This window comes from Microbacterium thalassium (assembly GCF_014208045.1).
GTDB lineage: Bacteria > Actinomycetota > Actinomycetes > Actinomycetales > Microbacteriaceae > Microbacterium > Microbacterium thalassium.
The window spans coordinates 1,676,309-1,696,406 of record NZ_JACHML010000001.1 but is presented as its reverse complement, the minus strand read 5'-3'; the positions used below and the strand labels follow the sequence as shown (position 1 = coordinate 1,696,406).

General features: G+C 71.6%; 18 protein-coding genes and 1 riboswitch. Of the genes, 9 read left to right on the top strand and 9 right to left on the bottom strand.

Annotation, left to right across the window (positions count from 1 at the left end; translation table 11 throughout):
• A complete protein-coding gene (locus tag HD594_RS07775) occupies positions 1-858 on the bottom strand; it encodes a pyruvate, water dikinase regulatory protein (protein WP_373877188.1) in 858 nt (285 codons plus the stop codon).
• Positions 859-1,131: 273 nt separating this feature from the next.
• On the opposite strand from HD594_RS07775, the gene trpS reads away from it, so the two are divergent.
• Positions 1,132-2,136: a tryptophan--tRNA ligase gene (gene trpS, locus HD594_RS07770; RefSeq protein WP_184750397.1), complete on the top strand. Its 1,005-nt coding sequence runs from the start codon at positions 1,132-1,134 to the stop codon at positions 2,134-2,136.
• Positions 2,137-2,381: 245 nt separating this feature from the next.
• Here the strand turns inward: trpS and HD594_RS07765 are convergent, their stop codons facing one another.
• Positions 2,382-3,290 (bottom strand): endonuclease domain-containing protein, encoded by a 909-nt coding sequence (locus HD594_RS07765; RefSeq protein ID WP_271171182.1) that lies wholly within the window; start codon positions 3,288-3,290, stop codon positions 2,382-2,384.
• Between the two features lie 255 nt (positions 3,291-3,545).
• On the opposite strand from HD594_RS07765, the gene HD594_RS07760 reads away from it, so the two are divergent.
• Together HD594_RS07760 and HD594_RS07755 are read left to right on the top strand one after the other, a co-directional pair.
• Positions 3,546-4,109, top strand: a complete 564-nt coding sequence (locus HD594_RS07760) for a GNAT family N-acetyltransferase (RefSeq protein ID WP_184750396.1) — start codon at positions 3,546-3,548, stop codon at positions 4,107-4,109.
• A 33-nt stretch (positions 4,110-4,142) separates the two neighbouring features.
• Complete coding sequence (locus tag HD594_RS07755; protein WP_184750395.1) at positions 4,143-5,015, top strand: Fpg/Nei family DNA glycosylase; 873 nt, start codon at positions 4,143-4,145, stop codon at positions 5,013-5,015.
• Between the two features lie 4 nt (positions 5,016-5,019).
• Here HD594_RS07755 and glpK read toward each other — a convergent pair whose 3' ends face one another.
• Positions 5,020-6,561: a glycerol kinase GlpK gene (glpK, locus tag HD594_RS07750; RefSeq protein ID WP_184750394.1), complete on the bottom strand. Its 1,542-nt coding sequence runs from the start codon at positions 6,559-6,561 to the stop codon at positions 5,020-5,022.
• 66 nt (positions 6,562-6,627) lie between these two features.
• A complete protein-coding gene (locus tag HD594_RS07745; RefSeq protein ID WP_184750393.1) occupies positions 6,628-8,340 on the bottom strand; it encodes a glycerol-3-phosphate dehydrogenase/oxidase in 1,713 nt (570 codons plus the stop codon).
• Between the two features lie 147 nt (positions 8,341-8,487).
• A riboswitch (FMN riboswitch) is annotated at positions 8,488-8,647 on the top strand.
• A gap of 70 nt (positions 8,648-8,717) precedes the next feature.
• On the opposite strand from HD594_RS07745, the gene ribD reads away from it, so the two are divergent.
• Genes ribD through ribH form a run of 4 tightly spaced genes read left to right on the top strand, consistent with a single transcriptional unit; the run spans position 8,718 to position 12,158 of the window.
• Positions 8,718-9,743, top strand: coding sequence for a bifunctional diaminohydroxyphosphoribosylaminopyrimidine deaminase/5-amino-6-(5-phosphoribosylamino)uracil reductase RibD (ribD, locus tag HD594_RS07740; protein ID WP_184750392.1), 1,026 nt, complete (start codon positions 8,718-8,720; stop codon positions 9,741-9,743).
• Entirely contained in the window at positions 9,743-10,387 is a 645-nt protein-coding gene (locus HD594_RS07735) for a riboflavin synthase (RefSeq protein ID WP_184750391.1), read from the top strand. Before ribD ends, HD594_RS07735 begins: the two co-directional genes overlap by 1 nt.
• Positions 10,384-11,679: a GTP cyclohydrolase II gene (ribA, locus tag HD594_RS07730; protein ID WP_184750390.1), complete on the top strand. Its 1,296-nt coding sequence runs from the start codon at positions 10,384-10,386 to the stop codon at positions 11,677-11,679. Before HD594_RS07735 ends, ribA begins: the two co-directional genes overlap by 4 nt.
• A complete protein-coding gene (gene ribH / locus HD594_RS07725) occupies positions 11,676-12,158 on the top strand; it encodes a 6,7-dimethyl-8-ribityllumazine synthase (RefSeq protein WP_184750389.1) in 483 nt (160 codons plus the stop codon). Before ribA ends, ribH begins: the two co-directional genes overlap by 4 nt.
• Positions 12,159-12,172: 14 nt before the next feature.
• Here the strand turns inward: ribH and HD594_RS07720 are convergent, their stop codons facing one another.
• Entirely contained in the window at positions 12,173-12,862 is a 690-nt protein-coding gene (locus HD594_RS07720) for a hypothetical protein (protein WP_184750388.1), read from the bottom strand.
• 127 nt (positions 12,863-12,989) lie between these two features.
• Between HD594_RS07720 and HD594_RS07715 the strand changes: the two genes are divergently transcribed.
• Positions 12,990-13,343, top strand: coding sequence for a Fe-S protein (locus HD594_RS07715; protein ID WP_184750387.1), 354 nt, complete (start codon positions 12,990-12,992; stop codon positions 13,341-13,343).
• Between the two features lie 67 nt (positions 13,344-13,410).
• Here the strand turns inward: HD594_RS07715 and HD594_RS07710 are convergent, their stop codons facing one another.
• The 3 genes from HD594_RS07710 to HD594_RS07700 are packed head-to-tail and all read right to left on the bottom strand — an operon-like array spanning position 13,411 to position 16,072.
• A complete protein-coding gene (locus tag HD594_RS07710; protein ID WP_184750386.1) occupies positions 13,411-14,238 on the bottom strand; it encodes an ABC transporter permease in 828 nt (275 codons plus the stop codon).
• Positions 14,235-15,134 (bottom strand): ABC transporter permease, encoded by a 900-nt coding sequence (locus HD594_RS07705; RefSeq protein WP_184750385.1) that lies wholly within the window; start codon positions 15,132-15,134, stop codon positions 14,235-14,237. Before HD594_RS07705 ends, HD594_RS07710 begins: the two co-directional genes overlap by 4 nt.
• Positions 15,131-16,072: an ABC transporter ATP-binding protein gene (locus HD594_RS07700; RefSeq protein ID WP_184750384.1), complete on the bottom strand. Its 942-nt coding sequence runs from the start codon at positions 16,070-16,072 to the stop codon at positions 15,131-15,133. The genes HD594_RS07705 and HD594_RS07700 overlap by 4 nt, the downstream gene beginning before the upstream one ends.
• 151 nt (positions 16,073-16,223) lie before the next feature.
• Here HD594_RS07700 and HD594_RS07695 point away from each other — a divergent pair, with 151 nt between their 5' ends.
• A complete protein-coding gene (locus tag HD594_RS07695; protein WP_184750383.1) occupies positions 16,224-18,146 on the top strand; it encodes an ABC transporter ATP-binding protein in 1,923 nt (640 codons plus the stop codon).
• 66 nt (positions 18,147-18,212) lie between these two features.
• Here the strand turns inward: HD594_RS07695 and HD594_RS07690 are convergent, their stop codons facing one another.
• Complete coding sequence (locus HD594_RS07690; protein WP_184750382.1) at positions 18,213-20,090, bottom strand: phosphoenolpyruvate carboxykinase (GTP); 1,878 nt, start codon at positions 20,088-20,090, stop codon at positions 18,213-18,215.
• Positions 20,091-20,098: the final 8 nt, after the last annotated feature.

The window sequence follows — 20,098 nt, the reverse complement described above, 5'->3', positions numbered from 1 at the left end:
TCACGCACGCAGCTTCATGGTCTGCATGATGACCGCGGACATCTCCTCGACGCTCTTCGTCGATGAGTTCAGGAACGGCACGCGGTTGCGCCGATACAGGTCTTCGGCACGCCGCAGCTCGAGCGTGCACTGCTCGAGGCTGGAGTAACGCGAGCTGGGACGGCGCTCGTGGCGCACCTGGCTCAACCGCAGCGGCGTGGTCGTGAGGCCGAAGCATCGCTCGGCGTACGGCGCCACCATCTTCGGCAGCGAGTCGGTCGGGAAGTCGTCGTCGGTGAGCGGATAGTTCGCCACCAGCAGCCCGTACTGCAGCGCGAGGTACATCGTGGTCGGGGTCTTGCCGCAGCGGGAGGGCGCCACGATGATGATGTCCGCAATGTCGAGAGCCCGCATGCTCTGGCCGTCGTCGTGCTCGATGGCGTATTCGACGGCGCGCATGCGCGCCTGGTAGCGCTGCATGTCGCCGACGCCGTGGTACTGCCCCATCTGCTCCGAGGCATCCGCTCCGAGCGCCTCTTCGAGCTCGGTGAGGTGACCGGCGAGCAGATCGATCGTGACGGCGCGCGCCTCGGCGAGGATGGCGCGCAGCTGAGCCTGCTTGACGGTCGTGAACACGACCGGCGCGAGGCCCGCGTCGGCGGCCCGGTCGATCTCCGAGACGACGTCGCGCGCACCGGCCTCGGTGTCGACGAACGGGATCGTGCGGTGCTCGAAGCTGATCGCGGGGAAGTTCACCAGCAGAGCGCTGCCGAGCGTCTCGGCGGTGATGCCCGTGCTGTCGGAGACGAAGTAGGCGGCGCGGCGGCCGGACACCGTCGGCACAGCGCCCGTGGCGATGGGGACGCGCGGATCGATCACCGGCTCTCCCTTCTGGGGATGAGTCAAGAACTGCGGTGAACTCACCCTACGCACCTCTCACGGGGACCTTCCGGCCAAATGGGAGCGAAACTTCTCATGTTCTTGCTCCTCGCGAAGAACCGGCGCCCATGCCGTCCTCGCTCGCCTGCTCATCGCCGCACGCGCTCACCCCTCCAGCATGGAGGCGGCCGGCCCGCCGCGCCAGGGACCTTGGGCCTGATGGAAGCCGTCGCGCGTCGCGGGGGCGACCGATCGCCGTGGCAGGATTGAGGGATGCAGAAACCGCGCCTGTACTCCGGCATGCAGCCTTCGGCCGACTCGCTCCAGATCGGCAACTACATCGGAGCTCTCATGCAGTGGCGCGACCTGCAGGAGTCCTACGACGCGTTCTTCTCGGTCGTCGACCTCCACGCGATCACCGTCGCGCAGGACCCCGAGCACCTGCGCGAGAAGACCCGCCGCACCGCCGCTCAGTACATCGCGGCCGGCATCGAGCCCTCGCGCTCGACCCTCTACGTGCAGTCGCACGTCCCCGCGCACGCCGAGCTCGCGTGGATCCTCTCGACCATCACCGGGTTCGGCGAGGCCGGCCGCATGACCCAGTTCAAGGACAAGTCCCAGCGCTACGGCGCCGACGCCACGAGCGTGGGGCTGTTCACCTACCCGGTGCTGATGGCCGCCGACATCCTGCTGTACCAGACCGACATCGTGCCGGTCGGCGACGACCAGAAGCAGCACGTCGAGCTCACGCGCGACCTCGCCGAGCGCTTCAACTCGCGCTTCGGCCAGACCTTCCGCGTCCCGATGCCCGTCATCCAGCAGGACACCGCGCGCATCTACGACCTGCAGAACCCGACGGCGAAGATGTCGAAGTCGGCCGAGACGGATGCCGGAGTCCTGTGGCTCCTGGACGAGCCGTCGAAGTCGGCGAAGAAGATCATGCGCGCCGTCACCGACAGCGAGGGCTCGGTCCGCTACGACCGCGAGAACAAGCCCGGCGTCTCGAACCTGCTCGTGATCTACGCGGCCCTCACCGGTCGCCAGATCCCGGCGATCGAGGACGAGTACGCCGGCCGCGGCTACGGCGACTTCAAGAAGGGCCTGGCGCAGGTCGTGGTCGAGGAGTTCGGCCCGGTGCGCGAGCGCGCCCTCGAACTGCTGGACGACCCGGCCGAGCTCGACCGCGTGCTCGCGGTCAACGCCGCCAAGGCGTCCGAGGTCGCGAACCGCACGCTCGCCGACGTGTACGAGAAGATCGGCCTCCTCCGCCGCGTCTGAGGCCCCCCGCCCCGTCTGAGGCCCCACCGCCGCGTCTGAGGCCCCAGGCCCCACCGCCCCGTCCGGGGTCGGGGTCGCTCCCGCCTCGACCGCGCGTGCACGGATTCAGGCAGTCCTGGACGACACGCCGCCGACCCTCGGCGCGCCGCGTGCGACTGCCTGAGTTCGTGCACCCGGGCGAAGCGGCAGCGGCCGGAGCGGGGCACGGCCCGCTCCGGACGACGGCCGCTAGGGACGACCGGCCGCTAGAGACGACGGGCCGCGAGGACGCCGCGCAGGGCGTCGACGACCTCGTGCGGGCGGTGCATGATCTGCGTCGCGGTGAACCGGAGCGTCAAGAACCCCTGCGCGGCGAGCTCGATGTCGCGCGCCCGGTCGCGCAGCTGCTCCTCCCAGGACGAGTGGAACTGCCTGCTGTCGCACTCGATGACCAGCCAGCCATCGGCGACGAGGTCGACGCGCCCGACGCCGACGAACTCCACCTGCAGCTCCACCGTGCAGCCGAGGGCGCGGAGCATCAACCGCACCAGCGTCTCGGGGCCCGACTCCGCGCGACCGTCGATATGGGGTCGGAGCGCGCGGTACTTCCTCGGCAGCGCCTCGAAGAGCACCCCCAGATCTGACTCCGCGATGAATCCGGTGAAGAGCGCGCTGTCGATCGAGGCGATCGCCTCACGGGGAGACTGACACCGCACAGCATGCGCGAGCGCGTCGACGGGATGGACGGCTGCGCCGTCATCCGGCAGAGGGCGGATCGTGCGGTGCCAGTGCAGGACGGGCGCCCGACGCGATCGGCCCGCCAGCTTGCGGCGGCGCGAGTCGGGGTCGCGCATGCGACTCATGGAGCGCGGCAGGTGGATGTGGATCGGCCCGCGGGACTGCACGAAAACGCCGTGGTGCCGCAGCAGCGACAGGCACGTGAGTCTGCCGCCCACGCGCACCGCGCGCACGAAGGCCGACGGAGCGTCTCCTGGCAGATACGCACCCTGCCGGGCGCGGATCCAGTCGCCGTGCGCGACCGCGCGCGCGAGTCCCCGGCGGCCGAACTCCGCCAGAAGCTCCGCGCGCGATCGCACGCGGATGCCCGCCTCGGCACAGGCGGCACCCGGCCCGGCCGCGGCATCCCGGCTCGCATCATCGTCCGCCTCAGTCACACCGCGATCCTCGGCATCGTCGCGGTGGGCCACCCGACCGGCCCTGCACCGGTGGATGAGTCACGGACGCCGGTCCCCTGGGGAGGAGACCCACCTGTGCCGGAACTCAGGCAGACACGCGGGCGGGGTCACGCCCACCCGGCGTGTCGTGCGACGCTGCCTGAGTTCGTGCACGCGCTGGAGGCCGCGAGGTCCGGGGGCCGCGGCGCCGCCGGAGGCGGTCGGCATCCGAGTCCCCGCCCCTAGGGTGGGGGTGTGCATCCCGTCATCCTCCGCACTCCGCGCTTGGAGCTGTCGGTGCCCACGGCGGCGGATGTCGACGCGATCTACGCCGCCTGCCAGGCGAGGGACATCCAGCGCTACACGACCGTGCCCTCGCCCTACGAGCGTCGCCACGCCGAAGGGTACGTCGCACAGATCCCCAAGGACTGGGCGACGGGCGAGAACCTCTCGTGGGGCATCCACCAGCGCGCGAGGATGATCGGCACGATCGGGCTGTACCGCATCGCGGACGGCATCGGCGAGCTCGGCTACTGGATGGCGCCGTCCTTCCGCGGCGGCGGACGCCTGCGCGAGGCGGCCACGGCGGTCATCGACTGGGGGTTCGCGCAGGAGGGACTCGACCTCGTCCGGATCTCGTGGCGTGCGGTGGCGGGGAACGTCGGCTCGGCGCGCGTCGCGCGCACCCTCGGCTTCCGGTACGAGGGGACGATGCGGCAGTCGCTCGTGAACGGCCACGGCCGCGACGACGGCTGGATCGCGGGTCTTCTGCGCACCGACGACCGCACGCCGCAGCCCTGGCCGGTGCTCGAGGACTGACCCGCCGTCGGCGGCGCGTGCCAGGATGGGCGCATGCCCGAGATGCCGGAGGTGCAGGGACTCGTCGAGTTCCTGCGCGGCCGCGCGACGGGGCTCGCCGTCACCCGCGCGACCGTCGCGAACATCGCCGCGCTGAAGACGTACGACCCCCCGCTGACCGCGCTCCACGGCGCGAAGATCGCCGGCGCGGAACGCCACGGCAAGTTCGTCGACCTCCGAGCGGATGCCGCGGGCGATGAGCTGCACCTCGTCTTCCACCTCGCCAAGGCCGGGTGGCTGCGGTGGTACGACGAGCTGCCGAAGACGGTGATCAAGCCCGGCCGCACGCCGATCGCCCTGCGCGTCGGCTTCGACGACGGATCGGGCTTCGACCTGACCGAGGCCGGCACCAAGAAGTCGCTCGCGGTCTACGCCGCGCGCTCGGCCGCGGACGTGCCCGGGATCGCGCGCCTCGGCCCCGATCCCCTCGATCCGGCGTTCGACCGCGACGCGTTCGCGGCGCTGCTCGCGGGCAGACGCACCCAGATCAAGGGCGTGCTGCGCGACCAGGCCATCATCGCGGGAGTCGGCAACGCGTACAGCGACGAGATCCTGCATGCCGCGAAGATGTCGCCGTACGCCCTGGCGGCGAGCCTCGACGACGCCGAGATCGACCGCCTCTTCCAGGCGATGACCGACACGCTGACGGATGCCGTGGCCACCGCCTCCGGCAAACCCCCCGCAGACCTGAAGGACGCCAAGCGCCGCGGGATGCAGGTGCACGGACGCCGCGGCGAAGCGTGCCCGGTGTGCGGCGACGAGGTCCGCAGCGTCTTCTTCGCCGACAACTCCCTCGAGTACTGCCCCACGTGCCAGACGGGCGGCAAGATCCTCGCCGACCGGCGCCTCTCGCGCCTGCTCAAGTGACGGCTCAGCGCCCGGTCGTCCCCATCAGCTCGCGCGCGTCCTCGTCGACCCAGTCCAGCGACTTCGACACCGCCTTCTTCCACATGCGGTACCGGCGCTCGCGCTCGTCCTCGCCCATGCGCGGCTCGAACCGCGCATCCTCCTGCCAGTGGGCGCGCAGCTCGTCGCGGCTCCCCCACACGCCGGTGGCGAGTCCGGCGGCGTAGGCGGCGCCGAGCGCCGTCGTCTCGACGACCTTCGGGCGCACGACCGGCAGCCCCAGGATGTCGGCCTGGAACTGCATCAGCAGGTCGTCGCGGGTCATGCCGCCGTCCACGCGCAGCTCGTCGAGCTCGCGGCCGGTGTCGGCGACGACCGCCTCGATGACGTCCCGGCTCTGGAACGCCGTGGACTCCAGCGCGGCCCGGGCGATGTGCGCCTTGTTGACGTAGCGGGTGAGGCCGACGAGGGCGCCGCGCGCATCCGGGCGCCAGTACGGCGCGAACAGCCCCGAGAACGCCGGCACGAAGTACGCCCCGCCCGCGTCGGCGACGGTTCCGGCGAGCTTCTCGACGTCCTCCGACCGCTGGATGATCCCGAGGTTGTCGCGCAGCCACTGCACGAGAGAGCCCGTGACCGCGATGGAGCCCTCGAGGGCGTAGTGGGCGGGCTCGTCGCCGCACCGGTATGCGACGGTCGTGATGAGTCCGCGCTCGGAGCGGACGATCTCGGTGCCGGTCCCCACGAGCAGGAAGTTCCCGGTGCCGTACGTGTTCTTCGACTCCCCCGCCTCGAACGCGGCCTGCCCGAAGGTCGCCGCCTGCTGGTCGCCGAGGATGCCGGCGATCGGGACGTCGTTCGCGACCGACGGCAGCTGCGTCCGGCCGACGACCTCGCTCGACGAGCGGATCTCGGGCATCATCGCGCGCGGGATCCCCCACACCTCGAGGAGCTCGTCGGCCCAGTCCAGGGTCTGCAGGTCCATCAGCAGCGTGCGGCTGGCGTTCGTGACGTCGGTGACGTGGATGCCCCCGCGGGTGCCGCCGGTCAGGTTCCACACCACCCACGTGTCGGGGGTGCCGAACAGCACCTCGCCGCGCTCCGCCGCCTCGCGCGCACCCGGCACGCGATCGAGCAGCCACGCGATCTTCGAGGCCGAGAAGTAGGTCGCCAGCGGCAGGCCCGTCTGCTCGGCGAACCGGTGGGTTCCGAGCTCGCCCGACGCCATCTCGTCCACCCGGGCCTGCGTCCGGGTGTCCTGCCACACGATGGCGTGGTGGACGGGCCGCCCGGTGCGCCGGTCCCACACGATCACCGTCTCGCGCTGGTTGGTCACGCCGATGCCGGCGATGTCGGATGCCGTCAGGTGCGCCCGCGACAGCGCCGCCGACACGACGAACTCGGTGTTCGTCCAGATCTCGACCGGATCGTGCTCGACCCATCCCGCGCGCGGCAGGATCTGCTCGTGCTCCCGCTGCGCGTCCGCGCGCGGCACGCCGTGCGCGTCGAACACGATCGCCCGCGTGGACGTGGTCCCCTGATCGATGGCCAGCACGTGCCCGGGCACGGCGTCTCCTTCCCGGCGGGAGCCCCGCACATCGTCGTCGATGACCCGCCCGGCAGGCGGCTGCGGTCAGGCTATCGCGACCGAGGCCGGATCCCACGTCGGATCGGCGGCGTGCACACTCGCCAGCGCCCGCGCCACCTCGGCCGCCTGCGCCGCGGCATCCCAGCCGACCGCCGTTCCGATCGCCTCGGCGATCTCGCGCGCAGCCTCGAGCGTCGCGCCGCCCGTGAACGCGATCGATGTGCGACGCAGCAGGACGTCGTCGAGGTGCACGACGTCCTCGGTGCGCGCGAGGTGCCGCAGTTCGCCGGTGCTGTAGTCGGGCAGGCTCCGCAGCGGCGCGTCGTCGGGGTCGGCGACGATCGCGTCGATGACCGCCGCCGCGTGCGTGCCGTACCGGTCGAGCAGCACTGCGGCGCGGTCCGCGCCGACGGTGTCGTCATGGCCCATCGCCCACTGGCGGCGCCGCCGCTCGGTCGTGGGGAAGCCGCGCCCGCCGCCGATCGGCACGCCCCGCGTGGAGCTGCGGCGCGGGTGGGCGAGAATCTCGAGCGCACGATCGGCGAGGGACTCCGCCGAAGCGCGGAACGTCGTCCACTTGCCGCCGACGAGGCTCAGCACGCGGCTGTCGGCTCCGGTCAGCGGCGCCTCCTCGATGCGATAGTCGCGCGAGACGAACCCCGGCGCGACGTCGCCGTGCCCGGGCAGCGGCCGCACCCCCGAGAACCGATGCACGATGTGGGACCGGTCGACGCGGATGCCGGGCAGCACGTGACCGATGAGGTCGATGAAGTAGTCAACCTCGTCCTCGGTGCACACGACGGGATCCGCCATGTCGTGCTCGAGGTCGGTCGTGCCCACCAGCACGCGGCCCTTGAGGGGGTAGATGAGGACGATGCGGCCGTCCTTGTGCTCGAAGAACAGCTCGCGCCCGGCGGTGGCCGCCAGCAGCTCGGGGTGGTCGAGCACGATGTGCGAGCCCTTGGTCCCGCCCATGAACCGCGTCGGGTCGTCGAGGGCGGCGTTGGTCACGTCGACCCAGGGCCCGCTGGCGTTGATCACGACGGATGCCGCGAAGGCCCAGCGGACGCCGGTGACGGCATCCTCGAGCACGATCCTGCCGGCTTCGACGCCCGCAGCCCGGACGTAGTTGACCGCGCGTGCGCGATGGCCGCCGGCCTCCCGTCCGTCGCGGAGGACGTCGAGCGCGAGACGCTCGGGATCGTGGAGCGATGCGTCCCAGTAGGTCGCGGTGTACTTCACGTCGGGATTCAGCCGCGGCAGGATGCGCAGCGACGCCCTCCGGCCGTGGAACGAGTGGCGGGGCACACGTCCGCCTCCGGACGAGAACGAGTCGTAGATCGTCAGCCCGATCTTGATGAGCGCGGCGCCGCGTGCGCCGCGCCGGGCGCCCCCGTGGCGCAGGAACCGCAGCGGAGCGGTCAGCACGCCGGCGAACGTGGTGAAGATGGGGATCGTCGTCTGCAGCGGACGCACATAGTGCGGCGCGATGCGCAGCAGCGCGTTCCGCTCGGTGACGGCCTCGTGCACGAGGCGGAATTCGCCGTTCTCGAGGTACCGGATGCCGCCGTGGATCATGTGCGAGGACGCGGCCGAGGCGCCGCCGACGAAGTCGCCGCGCTCGACCAGCGCGACATCGACGCCCTGCAGGGCGAGATCCCGGAAGACGGCGATCCCGTTGATGCCGCCGCCGATCACCAGCACGTCGGCGTACGGCCTCTCTGCGAGCTCCTCGCGCCGTGACGCAGGATGTTCCATGCTCCCCCTCCGATGGCTCCAGGCTAGGGCCGGCGGCGGACGTCGCGGCCGATCCGGGGCCCGTCGGTGCAGACGCACATGGAACGCGCAGGTTCGCGCGAACCGGAATGATTCGACGGCCGGTGCGTTGGGTAGACTTCAGAGATCAACGTGCTCCGGGGTCGGTGGGAATCCGAACCGGCGGTGACAGTCCGCGAACCGAGGCGACGCATCCGAAAGGGGTCGTCCCGGCCGATCCGGTGGAAATCCGGAACCGACGGTGATGCGACGGGTATCCGTCGCTAGTCCGGATGGGAGGCAGCACGAGGCGGCGCGCAACGCGCCGCGGCTTCCCGTTGCCCCGGTGCCCGAGCGGACCGGAAGACGAGGCGGCGGACATGGCGGCGAGCGACATCGAGCGCGCGGCGATGCGGCGCGCGCTCCAGCTCGCCCGCCGCGGGCCGCGCGGTCTGAACCCGCAGGTCGGCGCCGTCATCCTCTCGCCCGCCGGAGACATCGTCGCCGAGGGCTGGCACCGCGGCGCCGGCACCGCGCACGCCGAGGTCGACGCGCTGGCCCGCCTCGACCCGCGCGCGGCCGAGGGCGCGACCGCGGTGGTGACCCTCGAGCCGTGCAACCACACCGGTCGCACCGGTCCCTGCTCCGAGGCCCTCATCTCCGCCGGGATCGCACGCGTCGTCTATGCGACGCCCGATCCGGGCGCGAACTCCTCGGGTGGCGCCGCGCGTCTGCGCGCCGCCGACGTCGAGGTCGAGGCGGATGTCGAGAGCGAGGCCGCGGTCGATCTGCTCGGATCGTGGCTGGAGGTCCAGCGGCTCGGGCGCCCGCACGTCACCGTCAAGTGGGCCCAGAGCCTCGACGGTCGCGCGGCCGCCGCCGACGGCACGAGCCAGTGGATCACCGGGCCCGCCGCCCGCGCCGACGTCCATCGTCGCCGCGCGGCGGCCGACGCGATACTCGCCGGCGTCGGCACGGTCCTCGCCGACGACCCCGCCCTCACCGCCCGCACACCCGACGGCGGACTCGGTCCCGACCAGCCGATCCCGGTGGTGCTCGGCCGCCGCGACATTCCGGCGGATGCCGCCGTCCGCCGGCATCCGCGGCCCCTGCTGCAGTACCCCGGCGATCTTCCGGCCGCCCTCGAGGACCTGCGCTCCCGCGGCGTGCAGCGGGTGTTCGTGGAGGGCGGGCCCACCGTCGCCAGCGCCTTCCTGCGGGCGGGCCTCGCCGACGAGGTCCTCGCCTACATCGCCCCCGTCCTGCTGGGCGGGCCCCGCCTCGCGCTCGACGACATCGGCGTCGGCACGATCGCCGACGCCCGGCGGCTCGCCGTCGCCGCCGTCGAATCCCTCGGCGACGATCTGCTGATCGTCGCCCGCCCCGTCACCGAAGGAGACAGCTGATGTTCACCGGCATCGTCGAAGAGATCGGAGAGGTCACCGCGGTCGAGCCCGCCGGCGACGGCGTGCGCGTGACCGTGCGCGCGCCGAAGGCGGTGACGGATGCCGCCCACGGCGACTCCATCGCCGTCAGCGGCGTGTGCCTGACGGTCGTCGACCAGGGCGAGGACTGGTTCACCGCCGACGTGATGCGGCAGACGCTGGACATGTCGACGCTCGCCGGCGTCGCCGCCGGCCGTCCGGTGAACATCGAGCGCGCCACCGCCGCCCACGGCCGCCTGGGCGGCCACATCGTGCAGGGCCACATCGACGGCACCGGCGACGTGCTCGAGGTGCGTCCGGGCGAGCAGTGGCAGGTCGTCCGCATCGGCCTGCCGGCCGCCCTCGCGCCCCTCGTGGTCGACAAGGGCTCGATCGCCGTCGACGGCGTCTCGCTCACCGTGAGTGCGGTCTCGGACGCGTCGGCCTCCCCGGCATGGTTCGAGGTCTCGCTCATCCCCGAGACGCTCGCCGCGACGACGCTGGGCGCGCGCGGCGCCGGCGACCGCGTCAACCTCGAGACCGACATCCTGGCGCGGCATGTGCAGCGCCTGCTGGCTTTCACCCCGACGGCCGCGGCCGTCCCGACCGAAGGAGGCTCCCGATGAGCCTTGCCACCATCCCCGAGGCCCTCGACGCGCTGCGCGCGGGGCGTCCGGTCATCGTCGCCGACGACGAGAACCGCGAGAACGAGGGCGATGTCATCCTGTCGGCGGAACTGGCCACACCGGAGTGGGTCGCCTGGACGGTCCGCTGGACGAGCGGCTTCCTGTGCGCGCCGATGCCGGCGGACTGGGCCGACCGCCTCGACCTCCCCCCGATGGTGGAGAACAACGAAGACGCGCGCGGCACCGCGTACACGGTGAGCGTGGATGCCGCCGACCGCGTCTCGACGGGCATCAGCGCGGCAGACCGCGCACACACCCTCAACGTGCTCGCGGACCCCGCGTCGACGCCGTCGAGCGTTATCCGTCCCGGGCACGTGCTGCCGCTGCGCGCGGTCGACGGCGGCGTCCGCGAACGCGCCGGGCACACCGAGGCCGCCGTCGAGCTCACGCGTCTGGCCGGGCTCGCCCCGGTCGGCGTGATCGGCGAGGTCGTCGCCGAGGACGGCAGCATGATGCGCCTGCCGGGACTGCAGGAGATGGGCGCCGAGTACGGCGTGCCCGTGATCACGATCGAGCAGCTGATCGCGTACCTCGAAGAGCAGGAGCCGCTCACCGAGGACACCCGCCCGGTGCCCCACCGGCGCCGCGTGAGCCTGCGGGCCGAGTCGGTCGTGCCGACGGTCCACGGCAGCTTCCGGTTCCTCGCCTACAAGGACCGCGTCACCGGCACCGACCACATCGCCGTCGTGTCGGGCGACCTGACCGAGGACCCGCCCCTCGTGCGGGTGCACTCGGAGTGCCTCACCGGTGAGGCGTTCGGCTCGCTCAAGTGCGAGTGCGGCTCCCAGCTGAACGCGGCGCTCGACGCGATCGAGCGGGACGGCGGGATCGTCGTCTACATGCGCGGCCACGAGGGTCGCGGCATCGGCCTGATCAACAAGCTGCGCGCCTACAGCCTGCAGGAGCGCGGCCTCGACACCGTCGACGCGAATCTGGCGCTGGGCCTGCCCGCCGACGCCCGCGACTACGCCGCCGCCGCGGGCATCCTCGCCGACCTCGGGGTCGACGCGGTGCGCCTGCTCACCAACAACACCGACAAGGTCGATCAGCTGCGCGAACTCGGACTCGACATCGTCGAGCAGGTGCCGCTGCTGGTCGGCGTCGGCCCGAACAACCACCAGTACCTGGCGACCAAGCGCGACCGCATGGGCCATGTGATCGACGACGTCGACTTCGCCGACGCGATCGCCCGGATGCACGAGAACCACCTCACCGAAGGAGAGACCCGATGAGCGGGAAGGGATCGCCGCAGGCCGCCGGCGTCGTCGACGGAGCCGGCCTGGACGTCGTGATCGTCGCCGGGACCTGGCATGACGAGATCAGCGACGGCCTGATCGCCGGCGCCGAGCGCACGCTCGAGGCGGCCGGGGCTTCGTGGCGCCTGGTGCGCGTCCCCGGCTCGTTCGAGCTGCCGGTCGTCAGCAAGGCCGCACTCGAGGCCGGAGCCGATGCGGTCGTCGCCCTCGGCGTCATCATCCGCGGCGGCACGCCCCACTTCGAGTTCGTGTCGTCGGCCGCCACCGAGGGGCTCACCCGCGTGGCGCTCGACACCGGCAAGCCCGTCGGCTTCGGCGTGCTCACCCTGGACGACGAGCAGCAGGGCATCGACCGGGCGGGCCTGCCCGGGTCGAAGGAGGACAAGGGTCACGAGGCGGCGGATGCGGCGCTGCGGACCGCGATCGCGCTGCGGGAGCTGCGCGCGAGGGTCTGACGGGCGACGGCGCGTCAGCCGATGCGATCCCAGATCTGACGGCTGCCGTCCCCGAAGACGAACATCAGCTTGGTCCCGGCCGCCTGGTAGTGCGCGAACGGCTGGTAGCCCCAGCCCTCGTCGAGCAGGATCAGGTCGCCCCGCACGCGCCAGCGCCCGCGAGCGGTGACCTCGACGCCGCTGGACACGGTGCCCATGCTGCCCGCGCTGCCTCCGTTGGCGGACTCGAACGTCCCGTCGCCGGCCACCGCGAGGAAGTAGTCGGACGCCATCGTGAAGTCACCGGACGCCATCGTCTCGGTGCGGCGCCACTGGCCGACGACGTCCGGATCCAGGCCCTCGGGGACGTCCTCCGCGGGCGGAATGGGAATGCGCCCCGTCGAGGGCTCCCCGGTCGCCTCGGGCACCGGCGTGTCGCCGTCCGGGCGGTGGAACGGCATCGGACCGCCGCCGGCGTCGAGCGCGATCCCCTCGGGGATCGCGGCGCCCAGCAGCGGCACCCGGCCGCCCAGCGTCGGATCCACCAGTTCGCCGGAGAATCGCTCGCCGGTGACGGCTCCGACGACGCGGTACGCATAGCCGGCGACGTTCAGGTCGCCTTCCGCGCGGTCCCCCTGACGCTCGAGCGTCAGCGTGGCGGCGGCACCCGAGACCACGCCCTCGTACACGCCCGAGAAGGCGACCGCCGGTCCCCCGTCGTCCATCGTCGACTCCCTAGACCCGCCGGCCGCTCCCACGGGGCCGACGCTCGCCATTATGGCCAGCGCACGCGGATGCGCGCCACCCCTTGTGCTGACAGGGCACGGGCGCCCGGCCCACTAGGCTCGACGCATGGAGATCCTTCGCCACGTCGTCGTGCTGGTCCACCTCATCGGCTTCGCCGTCCTGTTCGGAACGTGGGTGAACGAGGCGGTCCACCGCCGCATCCGCTTCACGCAGCTGATGAACTGGGGCCTGCTGATCGCCGCGGTCGCCGGCATCATCCTCGCGGCGCCCTTCGGGATCGAGTGGGAGCTCAACTACGTCAAGCTCGGCGTGAAGCTCGTGATCCTCCTCGTCATCGGCGCGCTCCTGGGCATCGGCATGGCACGCCAGCGCAGGACCGATTCGCTGTCGCCGGCACTGTTCTGGTCGGTGGGCGCGCTCACGTTCGCCAACGCCGCGATCGCCGTGCTCTGGCGCTGACCATCACCTTTCGATCGGATGCCGCAGGCCCCCGGGCCTGCGGCATCCGTCGTCTTCGGCGGTTCGCTCAATCGAGGAACAGGGCGCGCAGTCGCCGCGTGGTGAAGACCAGGCCGAACGCGATCATCACGAGGTAGTACGCCACGTGCCACAGCAGATCGACCGACAGCATGCCGGTGGTGAGTCCGCGGACGAGCTCGACACCGTGCCACAGCGGGAACGCCATGATGACGCCCTGCACCCACTCGGGGTAGATCGCGATCGGATACAGGGTCGCCGAGAACAGGAACATCGGCAGCAGCACGATGTTGATCCAGTCCATGTGCTGGAAGGTCTTCATGTAGCTCGTGACCGCCATGCCGATGCTGGCGAACCCGAAGGCGATGAGCAGCACCGCCGGCAGTGCCAGCACGGCGGTCCAGGCGAGGTTGAGCCCCAGCACCTGCATGATGATCATGAATCCGGTGGCGTACAGCAGCCCGCGCAGCAGCGCGTAGAGGATCTCCCCGAGGGCGACGTCGAGCGGCCCGAGCGAGGTCGCCAGCATGCCTTCGTAGAGCTTTCCGTAGTTGAGCTTGAAGAAGACGTTCCACGTGGAGTCGTAGATCGCGCCGTTCATCGCCGCGACGGCCAGCAGCGCCGGCGCGATGAAGGCGGCGTACGGCACCGACACCCCCTGCGAGGTCTCGACGTCGCCGATCATGGACCCCAGGCCGATGCCCATCGACGCCAGGTAGAACACCGGCTCGAAGAAGCCGGACAGCACGATCAGCCAACTCGACGAGCGCGCCGCGATGAGGCCGCGCTGGATGACCGACTGGGGGTTGCCCGCCCACAGCGCACGGACGCCGCCGCCGCGGGATGCGACCGGGATCTGAGCCTGCGCCGTGGTCACCGTGCCAGCCGCCGTCCGAACAGACGCCACGACAGCACGAGGCCGACCGTGGCGAGCACGAGCAGGTACACGATGTGGACGGTGATCATCGCCGGGTCGACGTCCTTGCCGTAGGCGACGACGCGGCCGAGTTCGGAGGCGTGCCACAGCGGCGAGATCCAGCCGATCCACTGCAGCCACACCGGCAGCACCGTCAGCGGGTAGAACGTGCCCGAGAACAGGAACATCGGCATGAAGACGAACCGCTGCACGAGCGCGAACTGGCCCTTGTCGTCCTCGATCGAGGCGGCGTATGCCATCAGCGGAATGCCGAACGCGAGACCGCCGAGCACGCCGATGAAGATCATGAGCCAGGCCGTCGCGGGCGTCGTCGCGTCGGGCTGCAGCCACGTGAAGAACAGCATGACGAAGGCGAAGTACAACACGACGGTCACGCCCATGCGCGCCATCGCGCCGGCCACGACGCCGTTCGCGATCTGGCGTGACGACAGCGGCGACGCGCTGAAGCCGAAGAAGTACCGGCGCCACTTGAAGCCCGCCATGACCGGATACGTGAACTCCTCGGTCGCCACCGAGATCGCCGAGGTCATCAGCAGCGCGGGAGCGACGAACACCAGGTACGGCACCTGCTGGCCGCCATCGTCGACCGGCTGCTGGATGAGTGCGGCGAGACCGACGGCAAGGCCCAGCAGATACAGCACCGGCTGCCCGAACGCTCCGACGATGATCGTCCAGCCGTAGGCGCGCATCGCGCGGACCATGTGCTCGGTGACGTACCACGTGCCACGCAGGCGCGGCTTGCGCCCCCATTCCATCGCCTCGGCGCGCAGCTCGTCGAGGGTCGGGGCCGCGGTCGCGGCATCCGTGCCCCGCGTCGCCGGATCGGGCGCGCTCATTCGATCAGCGACCTTCCGGTCAGACGCAGGAAGACGTCCTCGAGGCTCGAGCGGCGCACGAGGCTCGTGACGGGGTGCAGCCCGCGGGCGGCGACCTCTTCGAGCGCGACCTCGCCGTTGTGGGCGTACACCAGGATGCGGTCGGGAAGCACCTCGATGCGATCGCCGATGCCCTGAAGCTGCCCCGCCACCTGCTCGTTGCGGTCCGAGCCGAAGCGCACCTCGAGCACCTCGCGGCTGGAGTGCTCGCGGATGAGCGACGCCGGGGTCCCCTCGGCCATGATGCGACCCTTGTCGACCACGATGAGGCGGTCGCACAGCTGCTCGGCCTCGTCCATGTAGTGCGTGGTCAGCACGAGCGTCGTGCCGCGCTCCTTGAGGCGGAACAGGCGATCCCACAGCACGTGCCGCGCCTGCGGGTCCAGGCCGGTCGTGGGCTCGTCCAGCAGCAGGATGCGGGGGTCGTTGATGAGACCGCGCGCGATCGTCAGGCGCCGCTTCATGCCGCCCGAGAGCTGGTCGACCTTGGACCTGGCCTTGTCCTCGAGCTGCGCGAAGGCGAGCAGCTCGTCGGCCTTCTGCGCGCAGACCCGGCCCGGCAGGCCGAAGTAGCGCCCGTAGATGTAGAGGTTCTCGCGCGCGTTGAGCTCGCCGTCGAGGTTGTCCTGCTGCGGCACGACGCCCAGCCGCGACCGGATCTCGGGTCCGTTGCGGTCGGGGTCCAGGCCGAGGATGCTGAGCTGGCCGCCGGTCCGGCCCGAGACGGCGCCGATCATCTTCATCGTCGTCGACTTGCCGGCGCCGTTGGGGCCGAGCAGTCCGAACGACTCCCCCGGGGCGACCTCGAACGAGAGGCCGTCGACGGCGAGGAAGTCCGGCTTGCCCTTGACCTTGTAGGCCTTGACGAGCCCGTCGGCGCGGATCACAGGTTCTGGCACCGGAACACTCTAGCCGCGACGGCCGACATCGACTCACCGCAGGTTCGCGCGCACCCGGCCACCGGCGGCACGCGGGCGCGGGGGGCTCCGGCCGTCGGGGAGAATTGAGACGGGCGAACCGGCCCCTCCCGCCGAATCGAGGACGCGATCCATGTCCACCACCACCAGCGCGCGCCGCCGCGGCCGCCGCCAGCAGGACGGCCCCCGCGCGAGCTTCCGCCAGCTGCTCCCGTTCCTGTTCGAGCACTCCCGCGTGCTCGTCATCGTCGCGATCCTGAGCGTCGTCGGCGCCGTGCTCACGCTCGCCCAGCCGCTCGTGGTCGGCCAGGTCATCACGCTCGTGCAGGCCGGCGACACCCTCGGCATGCTCGTCTGGCTCCTCGTCGCGCTCGTGGTGACGGCATCCCTCATCTCGGGCTTCCAGCACTACCTGCTGCAGCGCACCGGCACCGCCGTGGTGTTCTCGAGCCGGCGCAGCCTCATCGCGCGCATCCTGCACCTGCCGATCAGCGAGTTCGACGCGCGCCGCACCGGCGACCTCGTCTCGCGCGTGGGCACCGACACGACGCTCCTGTACGCGGTCCTCACGCAGGGGCTGGCGGATGCCGTCGGAAACTCCCTCATCTTCCTCGGGGCGCTCGTGGCGATGGCGATCATCGACCCCGTGCTGCTGCTGGCGATCGTGGTGGTCATCGGGATCTCGGTGGCCGGAGTCGTGCTGCTCAGCGGCCGCATCCGCCGCGCCACCGCCCAGCAGCAGGAGAAGGTGGGCGAGCTCGCGTCGGGCGTCGAGCGCGCCGTCGGCTCGATCCGCACGGTGCGCGCCGCCGGTGCCGGCGAGCGCGAGGAGGCCGCGGTCACCGGCCTCGCGCGCGAGGCGTACGGCATCGGCGTGCGGATCGCGAAGGTCTCGGCGCTCGTCGTGCCGATCGCCGGCATCGCCCTGCAGGTGTCGCTGCTGGTCGTGCTCGGCTTCGGCGGCTTCCGCGTCGCGTCGGGTGCGATCACGATCGCCGCCCTCGTGACCTTCGTGATGTTCCTGTTCATGCTGATCGCGCCGCTGGGCACCTTCTTCGGCGCGATCACGTCGGTCAACCAGGCCCTCGGCGCCCTCGGCCGCATCCAGGAGGTGCTGGACCTCCCGACCGAGACGACGCGGGATGCCGAGATCGCCGCATCCGTGGAGCCGGCCGCCGAGCCCCGGGACGAGGAGCCCGCCGCGATCGCCTTCCGCGACGTCCGCTTCGCGTACCCCGAGAACGTCGTCGCCGCGCGCCGCACGGCCGAGACCGAGGCCCGCGCGCTGCTCGAGAACGCCCACGTGGACGTCTCCTCGGTGCCCCTCGACGCGGATGCCGCCGACGCCGGCGCGGCGGAGGCGGCATCCGATCGCGGCGAGGTGCTGCACGGTGTCTCGTTCGACGTCCCGCGCGGATCGCGGGTGGCCCTCGTCGGCCCGTCGGGCGCCGGCAAGTCCACCACCCTCGCCCTCATCGAGCGGTTCTACGACCCGACCGGAGGCGCGATCCTGCTCGACGGGCAGGACGTGCGCACCCTCGACCGGGCCGACCTGCGCGCGCAGCTCGGCTACGTCGAGCAGGACGCGCCGACGCTCGCCGGCACCATCGCCGACAACCTGCGTCTCGCCTCACCCGATGCGACGGATGCCGACTGCGAGCGCGTGCTGCGAGCCGTCAACCTCGGCGAGGTGCTCGACCGGAGTCCCCTGGGGCTCGAGGCGCCGGTCGGCGAGTCGGGTGTCATGCTGTCGGGCGGCGAGCGCCAGCGCCTCGCGATCGCCCGGGCGCTGCTGGCCGCTCCCCCGATCCTGCTGCTGGACGAGTCGACGTCGTCGCTCGACGGCCTCAACGAGCAGCGCATGCGCGAGGCGATCGACGCCGTCGCCGCCGGCCGCACCCTGGTCGTCATCGCCCACCGCCTCTCGACGGTGGTCGACAGCGACCTGATCGTGGTCATGGAGCACGGACGCGTCGTCGGCCAGGGCACGCACTCCGAGCTCGTGGAGACGACGCCCCTGTACCGCGACCTGGCCAAGCACCAGCTGCTCGTATAGCCCTGCCTGCCGTCCATGCACGATGCCCCGCCGGGAAGCGGCGCATCGTGGCAGGCGGTCAGGGCATCAGCCGCGCTTGAGGCGGTACCGCAGCGACTCCAGCTCGGCCGTCAGCGCCGCGGGCACCTTGCCGTCGAACGTCGCGTAGAACTCCTCCGTGAGGTCGGTCTCGCGCAGCCACGAGGCCGTGTCGACCGAGAACAGCTCGTCGAGGTCCTCCTGCGGCACCTCGACGCCGTCGAGGTTGAGGTCCTCCGTCTTCGGCAGGCGCCCGATCGCGCTCTCCTGCGCGTCGACGCCGCCCTCGACTCGGCGGATGATCCAGTCGATGACGCGCGCGTTGTCGCCGAACCCGGGCCACAGGAACCGGCCGTCGCTGCCCTTGCGGAACCAGTTGACCTGGAAGATGCGGGGCGCGCGGTCGTGGCGCAGGGCCTGCCCGACCTTCAGCCAGTGGCCGAAGTAGTCGGCCATGTTGTAGCCGCAGAAGGGCAGCATCGCGAAGGGGTCGCGGCGCAGCTCGCCGACCGTGCCCTCGGCGGCGGCGGTCCGCTCGGAGGAGATGTTGGAGCCCATGAACACGCCGTGGGTCCAGTCGGTGGCCTCGACCACGAGCGGCACGTTCGTCGCGCGGCGCCCGCCGAACAGGATCGCGTCCAGCGGCACGCCCTCGGGGCGCTCCCAGTCGGGCGCGATCTGCGGGCACTGGCCGGCGCTGACGGTGAAGCGCGAGTTGGGGTGGGCGGCGGGACGACCCGAGTCCGGGGTCCAGTGGTTGCCCTCCCAGTCGATCAGTTCTGCGGGGGCCTCGTCGGTCAGGCCCTCCCACCAGACGTCGCCGTCGGGGCGGAGCGCCACGTTCGTGAAGATCGTGTTGCCCCACAGCGTCTCGACCGCGGTGATGTTCGTGGACTCGCCGGTGCCGGGCGCGACGCCGAAGAAGCCGGCCTCGGGGTTGATGGCCCACAGGCGCCCGTCCTCACCGGGACGCAGCCACGCGATGTCGTCGCCGAGCGTCTCGACCCGCCAGCCGGGGATCGTCGGACGCAGCATCGCGAGGTTGGTCTTGCCGCAGGCCGACGGGAAGGCCGCCGCGACGTGGTACGCCTTGCCGGCCGGCGAGATGACGCGGATGAGGAGCATGTGCTCGGCGAGCCAGCCCTCGTCGCGGCCGATCACCGAGGCGATGCGCAGCGCGAAGCACTTCTTCGCGAGGATGGCGTTGCCGCCGTAGCCGGAGCCGTACGACCAGACCTCGAGGGTGTCGGGGAAGTGGACGATGTACTTGTCGTCGTTGCAGGGCCACGCGACGTCCTTCTCGCCGGGCTCGAGCGGCGCGCCGACGGAGTGGACCGTCTTGACCCACGGGGCGCCCGCGGCGATCTCCTTCAGGACCTCGGTGCCGACGCGGGTCATGACCTCGATCGAGGTGACCGCGTACGCGCTGTCGGTGACCTGAACGCCGATGTGCGACAGCGGACCGCCGACGGCGCCCATCGAGAACGGCACGACGTACATCGTGCGTCCGCGCATCGATCCGTCGAAGAGCGGCGTGATGGTCTCGCGGATCTCCGCCGGGGCGACCCAGTTGTTGGTGGGACCTGCGTCCGCCTCGCGCTCGGACGAGATGAACGTGCGCGACTCGGTGCGGGCGACATCGCTCGGGTGCGAACGGGCGAGGTACGAGCCGGGGCGCCACTCGGGGTTCAGCTTGATGAGCTTGCCCTCGTCGACCTGCTGACGAAGCAGCGCGTCGTTCTCGGCACGCGAGCCGTCGACCCAGTGGATGGCGTCGGGCTTGGTGAGCGCTGCGATCTCGTCGACCCACGCCCGGAGGGCATCCATGCCCTCGCCCTCGACGGCGGGCGTCGCGCCGAACGTGCTGCGCGCTCCTCCCGACGGGACGGTCTGGACGGGCCGGGTGAAGATGTCGGCGAGGGCCATCGCGGTGC